Below are 8,090 nucleotides of genomic sequence, written 5' to 3'. Positions count from 1 at the left end.
TTCGGGAAAGCGACGGCACCGAGCTCGTCGAGCACCTCGTGGGCGATGTGGGCCACCCGCTGGACGGTCTCCCAGTCGCACTCCGGCCCCGGATCCAGGTCGATGCGCCACTCGTCGGGCGACTCGGTGTCGGCGCGGCGGCTGTTCCAGGGATGGAACTCGACGGTGGACATCTGCACTGCCCAGACGACGCTGGCGAGCTCGGTCACGCAGAGCTCGTCGGCGGTGCGGTTCCACCGCGGGAAGTGCAGCCGAACCGTCTCCACCCAGGGCGGCGCCCCGGCGGGGATCCGCTTCTGGTGCACCTTGTCGCCGGCCAGTCCCTTGGGGAACCTGTGCAGCATGCAGGGCCGCTCGAAGAGCGCGTTGACGATCCCGTCGCCGACGGCGAGGTAGTACTCCACCAGGTCGAGCTTGGTGGCGCCAGACTCGGGGAAGTAGACGCGGTCGGGGTTGCTCACCCGGACGACGTGCGCGTCCACCTCGATCTCGATGCTGGGTGAGGTCGCCATGGCGGCACCCTAGCCAGCCGGCGCGTCAGCCTGCCCGGGTGTGGCGGTGACGAGCACCGGCTCGCTGGCGCCCGCGTCCGCGTACTCGCTCTCCGGGCGCAGCCAGCGGAACTCCTGCGTCTCGGTGACGGCCACGGTGGCGCGGGAGAAGCCGTCGGGACCCACGTAGCTCAACGGTGACGCGTCGGTCCACTCGACGGCTCCCGGCACCCGGGACTGGAGGACGAGCGGGTCGCCCGTGATCCGGCCACCGCCGTCGGTGACCGAGCCCGCGACCGAGACCTGCTCCCCCTCCACGACCGTCTGCGCGGATGCCGTGATCGACGTGGCGAGGCTCAGCCCCTCGAAGTCCCACACGCGGCCGTTGCCCGTGACCGCGTCGACGTTGAACGCGTTGCCGTCGCAGCCGAACCCGGTCACGACGTAGCCCGCGCCGTCGCCGTGCCGGGCGACGAAGTCAGTGGGGGTCGACGACTCCACCGCGATCGCCGTGCCGGTGGTCAGGTCGATGAGCTGCCACTCGTAGGGCAGGGTCGCCGTGTCGACGTGCTGCCAGGAGGCAGGTGACACCGCCAGGGAGGCGCGACCGCGCCACGCATGCCCGAGCGGGGCGTCGAGGGAAGTCACCCAGATGTAGGAGACACCCGTCGTGCCGTTCGAGGAGCGCACGTCCACGCCGGCCCCGAGGGAGGCGAGCGAAAGGAACGAGATCGTCGGTCCGGAGCCGGTGCCGGCCCCGGAAGGCACGAGGCCGAAGCTGCGGCGGCCGAGCGGCGCGGCATCAGGGCCGCGGTTGATCCGCGTCGCGGGGGCACTCGCGACGCCGCCGATCGTGTCGCAGCCGACATACGTCAGATACATCCCGTCGAGCGGCGAGCCGGGGCCGGTCATCGTGGTGACGGACCCCACGCCGTCAGCGTGGGCAGGAGCCATCGCCCACGGCGCGATCAGGGCCGCGGCCACCACTGTGGCTCGTATTCGACGTTGCACTGTGAGACTCGATCCCGTTTTCTCCGCCGATCACCTCGATCGGTCCCCCGCACATCATCATCCACGCGAACGCCACCAGAGGGAACCCGCAATGTGGGTATGACGAACACTAGGAGCCGCTCAGTGGCGCCGGATGGTGGCGATGAACATCGCGTCCGTGCCGTCCCGGTGCGGCCACAGCTGCCGCGTGCCCTCCAGGTGCGCGTCATCGCGCCCGGCCAGCACGGCCGTCACGACCCCCGTGGTCTCGGCCAGCACGGGCGAGCAGGTCGCGTAGACGATCACGCCGCCGGGTCGCGTCGAGCTGATCGCCGAGGCGAGCAGGTCGCGTTGCAGCGGGACGAGCACGTCGAGGTCCTGCGGCGTACGTCGCCAGCGCGACTCCGGTCTGCGGCGCAGCGCACCCAGCCCGGAACAGGGGGCGTCCACCAGGGTCCGGTCGAACGTGCCTTCGCGCCACGGCGGCCGCGTGCCGTCGCCGGTGACCACCCCGCTGAGCCCGGACGCGGCGGCCCGGGTGCCCCGCACGACCAGCTTGGCGCGGTGGTGCTGGCTCTCGTTCGCCAGCACCCGGGCGCCCTGCCGGGCGGCGAGGGCCGCGAGCAGCGCAGCCTTGCCGCCGGGTCCCGAGCAGACGTCGAGCCAGCGCTCGTCACGCCCGTCGAGGGCGGCCTCGACCAAGGCCAGGGCGACCAGCTGCGAGCCCTCGTCCTGCACGCCGGCCCGGCCCTGGGCCACGGCGGGCACGGCCGACGGATCGCCACCGGCCAGCTCGACGGCGTACGGCGACAAGGTGCCGCGCACCCCGCCCGCCGCGATGAGCTCGTCGACCGAGGACAGTCCGGGTCTGGCGACGAGCATCACCTTCGGGGCAGCGTTGTCAGCGGACAGCAACGCAGACAGCTCCGCGGCCGTGCCGAGGGCCTCGCCGAGCGCCTCGACGACCCAGCGCGGGTGCGAGTGGGCGATGGAGGCGAAGCCCACCGGATCGAGCGCCCGATCGGGTGCGACGCGCTCGATCCAGGTGTCGAGGTCGTCGGCGCTCACCTTGCGGAGCACCGCGTTGGTCAGGCCGGTCGGGCCGACCCCCACCCGGGCACGGACGAGGTCGACGCTGGTGCTGATCGCCGCGTGGTCCGGCACCCGCATCGCGAGCAGCTGGTGGACGCCGAGCCGCAGGGCGTCGCGGACCTTGGCCTCGAGCCTGGGCTTGGTCAGGCAGGCGTCGATGATCGCGTCGTAGGTGCCCTGCCAGCGGATGGTGCCGGAGACGAGCTCGGTGGTGAAGGCGGCGTCACGACCGGCCAGCTTGTGCTCGGTGAGCACGTGCGGCAGCGCGAGGTTGGCGTAGGCGTCGTCGAGGCGCACCGCCCTGAGCACGTCGTAGGCCGCCAGCCGCGACGCGTCCACCCGGTCACCCTTGGCCATCGGCGAGGAACTCCTTTGCCAGTCGCCCGGGCGCGACGGCCAGCCACGCCTCGTGGATCACTTCGGTGAGCTCCTCGAGCGTCAGCTCGCCGAGCCGCGACTGCTGGACGAGGACTGCGTTGTAGTCGCGGAAGTGGTCGATGGTGAAGAACGGCGTCGAGTCGTCCTCCACGAGACTGGCCCTGTCAGCCAGGCTGGACGTCATGATGACCAGGAGGTCCTGGTACCGCTCCCCCGTCCGTGGATCGATGGCCGTCGGGCCCGGCTTGCGGTAGAGCAGGAACCCCCTGCCCTTCGCGCCGGCGGGCACCTTCCACGTGGGCACGTCACCCCAGCTCGTACCGAACTCCGTGCTCGGCAGCGCCGCACAGATCTCGTCGACATCCTCGGGTCGAGCGGGCCTGGTCACGAGAGGCGAGCCTAGACCCGGCGCGATGCGCCGGTCAGCAGGCCTGGTTGTAGACGCCGGCGCGGGTGGGCGACGCGTCGACCGGGTGGAGGTTGGGCGCCTCGAGGCTCCAGTGGCGAACCCAGTCCATCTGCATACGGCTCACGTTCATGACCCGGTCGGGCTTGGCCTCCATGGTGAAGCGCACGGTCAGCGGCACGCCGGAGAGCAGGTCGTCACGCCTCTCGGTGAACACGACATGGGCGTCGATGAACCACGAGACGCGGTCCCGCGTCACCTCGACGGCGTAGGTGTGCCACCGGTCACGGCCCAGGTCCATGCCGGGCTTGGCCGCCTTGTAGGCGATGTCGGGCAGCGTGCGCGCGTAGACCGTGGCCGCCTGGCCGTTGGGGGTGTAGCTCTCGAGTGCGATGTTGCGTCCCCCGCAGTTCTCCTCCGCACCGGCGGCCGGCACGAGCTCGGTCAGCACGCGGTAGCGCGCGCCACCGCGACCGTACTGCCGACTGCGCAGGCGCGTCTCCCAGCGACCCACCTCGTCACCCGGGCCGGCCAGGGTCGCACTGACGGTGCCCTCGCTGGTGGCGTTGAGTGTCAGCATGCCGTTCTGGTGCCACACCTGCCCGGGGCCGGCTGCCGACCACTGCGGCCCCATCGCGCCGGTGTAGGGAGCCTCGAACTCCTCGCGCCAGAGGATGCCCCGGTTCCACCACCCGAAGGTGCTGGCGGCGTTGATGGGGCCCGGCTCGGCCCCGGCGTGGTCGGCCTGCGCGGGCGCGCTGGTCAGCACGGGACTGAGCACCGTGGCGAGTACGGCACCGGCGAGAGCAGCAGCGCGGCGTGGTCGGACAGCAGACAGGGGGGAGGTCATGGGGTCCGACCGTACGTCATCTCGCGGGGCTCCTCCCCCAGATCACGAAACCAGCTTCAGCGCGGTGGTGAGTGTCTCGACCACGCCGTACGCCAACAAGATGCCCACCACGGACCACGCCAGCACCAGCCGGATCGTGCCGGCACCGGCCGGCGCCGCGTCGTCGACGACCTCGCTGACGGCCGCGTCGGGCTCCTGTTCGGGAGTGTGCTGCGCCATGTCCTCGTGGAACTTCGCGGCGACCGGCCGCACGAGCAGGTTGGCGACGAAGCCGACCGCCAGCACCCCGACCATGGTGAACAACGCCGGCCGGTAGGCGTCGGCGTCCAGGGTCCCGGCACCGCCGGCGCTGTCGAGGAACCGGTTGATGATGAGCGGCCCCGCCACACCGGCCGCCGACCATGCGGTGAGGAGCCGACCGTGGATCGCACCGACCTGGAAGACCCCGAACAGGTCGCGCAGGTAGGCCGGGACCGTGGCGAAGCCACCGCCGTAGAAGGAGATGATCATCGCGGCCAGGAGGACGAAGACGGCCGTCGAAACGGATCCGGTGAGCGCGAGCAGGACGTAGAGCACGATGCCGAGGCCGAGGTAGACCATGTAGATGGGCTTGCGGCCGATCACGTCGGAGGTGCTCGACCAGAGGAAGCGTCCGGCCATGTTGAACAGCGACAGCACGCCCACGAAGCCGCCGGCCGCGGCGACGCTGACGCTGGAGGTCTCGCCGTCGCGGAAGAAGTCCTGGATCATCGGGCTGGCCTGCTCGAGGATGCCGATGCCGGCGGTGACGTTGCAGAACAGCACGGTCCACAGCAGCCAGAACTGCGGCGTCCGGATCGCGTTGGCGGCCGAGACACTCTCCGCGGTGACGAGCGACTTCGTCGCGACCTTCGCGGGGTTGAAGCCGGCCGGGTTCCAGCCGGGTGCGGGGACCCGGATGTTGGCCACCCCGACCATCATGATCGCGAAATAGGCGAGTCCCAGGGTCACGAAGAGCAGGGTCAGGGCGTGCCCGCCGGCCAGGGATGCCGGGTCGGTCGCGTCGTAGTTCTGGTCGTAGAAGGAGAGCAGCTGCCGCGAGGCCGGCGCCGCCACCATCGCCCCGCCGCCGAAGCCCATGATGGCCATGCCGGTGGCCAGGCCGGGACGGTCGGGGAACCACTTGATCAGGGTGGACACCGGCGAGATGTAGCCGATGCCGAGGCCGATGCCGCCGATCACGCCGTATCCCAGGTAGAGCAGCCACAGCTGGGAGCTGGCGATGCCGACGGACCCCACCAGGAAGCCGGTCGCCCAGCAACAGGCGGCGGCGAACATGGCCATGCGCGGCCCGACCCGCTCGACCCAGGTCCCGAAGACCGCCGCGCTCAGTCCGAGCATCACGATCGCGATCGAGAACACGATGCCGATCGCGGTCTGCGAGGCGCCGAAGTGCTCGATCAGTGAGTTCTTGTACACGCTGGTGGCGTAGGCCTGTCCGATGCACAGGTGTACGGCGAGGGCGGCCGGCGGGATGAGCCAACGGTTGTAGGAGTGGGGCGCCACGGTGTGGCGCCTGTCCAGGAATCCGAGCATTGCCACGGGTGACCTCCGAGATGTGTGGGCGTCCGCGAAGGCTAACGTGCAACTCGTTGAAAGGTGACGCAGGTCAATCGGAACGGTGCGGAGCCAGTCGTGCACCCGGCGCGACGGTGACGCCGCGCACCCAGTCGGCAGCCCGCATCTGCTTCTTGCCGAACGCCTTCACCTCACCCAGCTCGACCGGGTGGGTCCCGGTGCCGACGAAGACGGCGCTCCTGGTGACTTCGAGGGCACCCGGCTTGAGGCGTTCACGCCCGGTCGCGACGGTGACGGGACCGACCTTGAAGCGCTCGCCCTCCCACGTGCTCCACGCGCCCGGCGCGGGAGTGCACGCCCGGACCTGTCGATCGATCCGCTCGGCGGCATCGGTCCAGTCGATCTCGGCGTGCTCGACCAGGATCTTCGCCGCCATGCTCACGCCGTCGGCCGGTTGCTCCCGTGCCTCGAGCGTGCCGTCGGCGATTCCGTCGAGGGTGCGCACCAGCAGCTCGGCACCACCCTCGGCCAGGCGAGCGAGCAGGTCGCCGGCCGTGTCCGTGGGCCGGATCCGCTCGGTCATGACACCGAAGGTCGGCCCGGCGTCGAGCGCCCTGACGATCCGGAAGGTCGTGGCGCCGGTCATCTCGTCGCCGGCCCAGATCGAGTGCTGCACCGGCGCCGCGCCGCGCCACGCCGGGAGGATCGAGAAGTGCAGGTTGACCCAGCCGTGCTCGGGGATGTCCAGCGCGGACTGCGGCAACATGGCGCCGTACGCCACGACCGCGCACACGTCGGGGCGCAGCTCCTGCAGCGCGGCCTGGAACGCCGGGTCACGGGGGTGCTCGGGCCTGAGCACGGGCACGCCGAGCTCGTCGCCGCGCAGTCCGACGGGACTGGCCACGAGCTTACGACCGCGCCCTGCGGGGGCGTCCGGACGCGTGACCACGCCCACGAGCTCGTGACCGGAGGCGGCCAGCGCGTCGAGGGCGGGCAGGGCCACCTCGGGCGTGCCGGCGAACACGAACCGCATCAGATGCCGAACCCGCGGGTGCTGTGCGGGCTGAGCTTGACCGTCGGCTGCTCGAGGCCGAACCAGTCGGACTCCCGGATCTCCTTCATGGCCGCCTTGCGGGCGGCGGAGTCGAGCTTGTCGATGAAGAGGATCCCGTCGAGGTGGTCGGTCTCGTGCTGGACCGCGCGGGCGAGCAGGTCGGAGCCCTCGATGCGCAGCGGTTCGCCGTACATGTCGAACCCGTTCGCGACGACGGAGAGCGCGCGCAGGCACTCGTAGGTCAGTTCGGGCAGGCTCAGGCAGCCCTCGGCGCCATCCTGGGTCTCGTCGCTGAGCGAGAGCACGGGGTTGATCAGGTGGCCGAGCTGGCCTTCGACGTTCCAGGTGAAGACGCGCAGGCCGATGCCGATCTGCGGGGCGGCGAGGCCGGCGCCGGGGGCCGCGAGCATCGAGTCGGTCAGATCCTGCACGAGAGTGCGGATCTCCTTGTCGAAGTCATCGACCTCGATCGCGCGCCTGCGCAGGATCGGGTCGCCGAACAATCGGATGGGCTGGACGGCCACGTGGTGCGTCTCCTCGGTTTGGGAGGCACCCATGCTAGAGGCGGCTGCTCACCGGTTCGGCATCAGCACCACGCTGGACGGCAAGCGCCTCGGTGAGCGCGTCGAGAGTGCGCTTCCTGGTCACACCCAGGAGGTCGATGCGCGACCCGCCGCGCTCGTCGGCGGTGATCACCAGATGGAGGGTCTGCGGGACCTTGTGGAGCAGGAACACCAGGCCGAGCGGGAAGGTGAAGACGGCAAGGACGACGGCCCACGGCGGGGTACGCCGCTGGGTGAGGCTGATCCGTCCGGGTGCCGCTTCGGCGGCCGAGCCGCGGGCGGACGACGTGAGAGTGGTCAGCAGCCATCGCTCGAGGTCGAGGCCCAGACCGGGGACGTGCCATCGCTGGTTGACCTGGACCCACGTCGCCACCAGTCCGGAGGCGAGCAGGGCGAGACCGAGCGCGGCGGCAACCACCAGCACCTCCGCGATCCCCAGTCCGAACATGACCCGAGTGTAGATCTCTCAGATCACCAGCGGGTCGACCTGGATCCGCACGGCGTCCAGCTTGCGGGCACTGCGCACGCGCTGGAGCTCCCCCAGGGCGTCGGACAGGGCCTTGCCGGAGGTGAGCGGGACCCGGATCACGACTCGTTGCTCGTCCTTGTCGGTGCCCGAGGGCACCGGGCCGAGCAGATCGGCGACCGCCGGGAGATCGAGCAGGGTCAGCGCGTCGTCGAGGGCACCCGGCTCCCCGGTGATCGTGGC

General features: G+C 70.9%; 8 protein-coding genes and 2 pseudogenes. All 10 read right to left on the bottom strand.

Annotation, left to right across the window (positions count from 1 at the left end; all coding sequences use genetic code 11):
- Positions 1–512: pseudogene (locus RMO85_RS14420) on the bottom strand (ATP-dependent DNA ligase); the annotation flags it as partial.
- Between the two features lie 9 nt (positions 513–521).
- Entirely contained in the window at positions 522–1,475 is a 954-nt protein-coding gene (locus tag RMO85_RS14415) for a hypothetical protein (RefSeq protein ID WP_310529416.1), read from the bottom strand.
- 147 nt (positions 1,476–1,622) lie between these two features.
- Positions 1,623–2,930 (bottom strand): transcription antitermination factor NusB, encoded by a 1,308-nt coding sequence (locus RMO85_RS14410; RefSeq protein WP_310529415.1) that lies wholly within the window; start codon positions 2,928–2,930, stop codon positions 1,623–1,625.
- The gene (locus RMO85_RS14405) at positions 2,917–3,339 is read right to left on the bottom strand and encodes a hypothetical protein (RefSeq protein WP_310529414.1); all 423 of its coding nucleotides are present in this window, start codon (positions 3,337–3,339) and stop codon (positions 2,917–2,919) included. Before RMO85_RS14405 ends, RMO85_RS14410 begins: the two co-directional genes overlap by 14 nt.
- 34 nt (positions 3,340–3,373) lie before the next feature.
- On the bottom strand, positions 3,374–4,207 hold the full coding sequence (locus RMO85_RS14400; protein ID WP_310529413.1) for a hypothetical protein: 834 nt from the start codon (positions 4,205–4,207) through the stop codon (positions 3,374–3,376).
- Positions 4,208–4,249: 42 nt separating this feature from the next.
- Positions 4,250–5,782 (bottom strand): OFA family MFS transporter, encoded by a 1,533-nt coding sequence (locus RMO85_RS14395; RefSeq protein WP_310529417.1) that lies wholly within the window; start codon positions 5,780–5,782, stop codon positions 4,250–4,252.
- Positions 5,783–5,855: 73 nt separating this feature from the next.
- The gene (fmt, locus tag RMO85_RS14390) at positions 5,856–6,797 is read right to left on the bottom strand and encodes a methionyl-tRNA formyltransferase (RefSeq protein WP_310529412.1); all 942 of its coding nucleotides are present in this window, start codon (positions 6,795–6,797) and stop codon (positions 5,856–5,858) included.
- Positions 6,797–7,375 carry a peptide deformylase gene (def, locus tag RMO85_RS14385; protein WP_310529411.1) on the bottom strand — a complete coding sequence of 193 codons (579 nt, stop codon included), beginning with the start codon at positions 7,373–7,375 and terminating at the stop codon, positions 6,797–6,799. Before def ends, fmt begins: the two co-directional genes overlap by 1 nt.
- A 1-nt stretch (position 7,376) precedes the next feature.
- On the bottom strand, positions 7,377–7,829 hold the full coding sequence (locus RMO85_RS14380; protein ID WP_310529410.1) for a hypothetical protein: 453 nt from the start codon (positions 7,827–7,829) through the stop codon (positions 7,377–7,379).
- Positions 7,830–7,847: 18 nt separating this feature from the next.
- Positions 7,848–8,090 (bottom strand): annotated as a pseudogene (locus tag RMO85_RS14375) (primosome assembly protein PriA); the annotation flags it as partial.

Source organism: Nocardioides sp., from assembly GCF_031422975.1.
Taxonomy (GTDB): Bacteria; Actinomycetota; Actinomycetes; order Propionibacteriales; family Nocardioidaceae; genus Nocardioides.
Note: the sequence above shows the minus strand (reverse complement) of the source record. Positions and strands in the feature narration are given on the sequence as shown.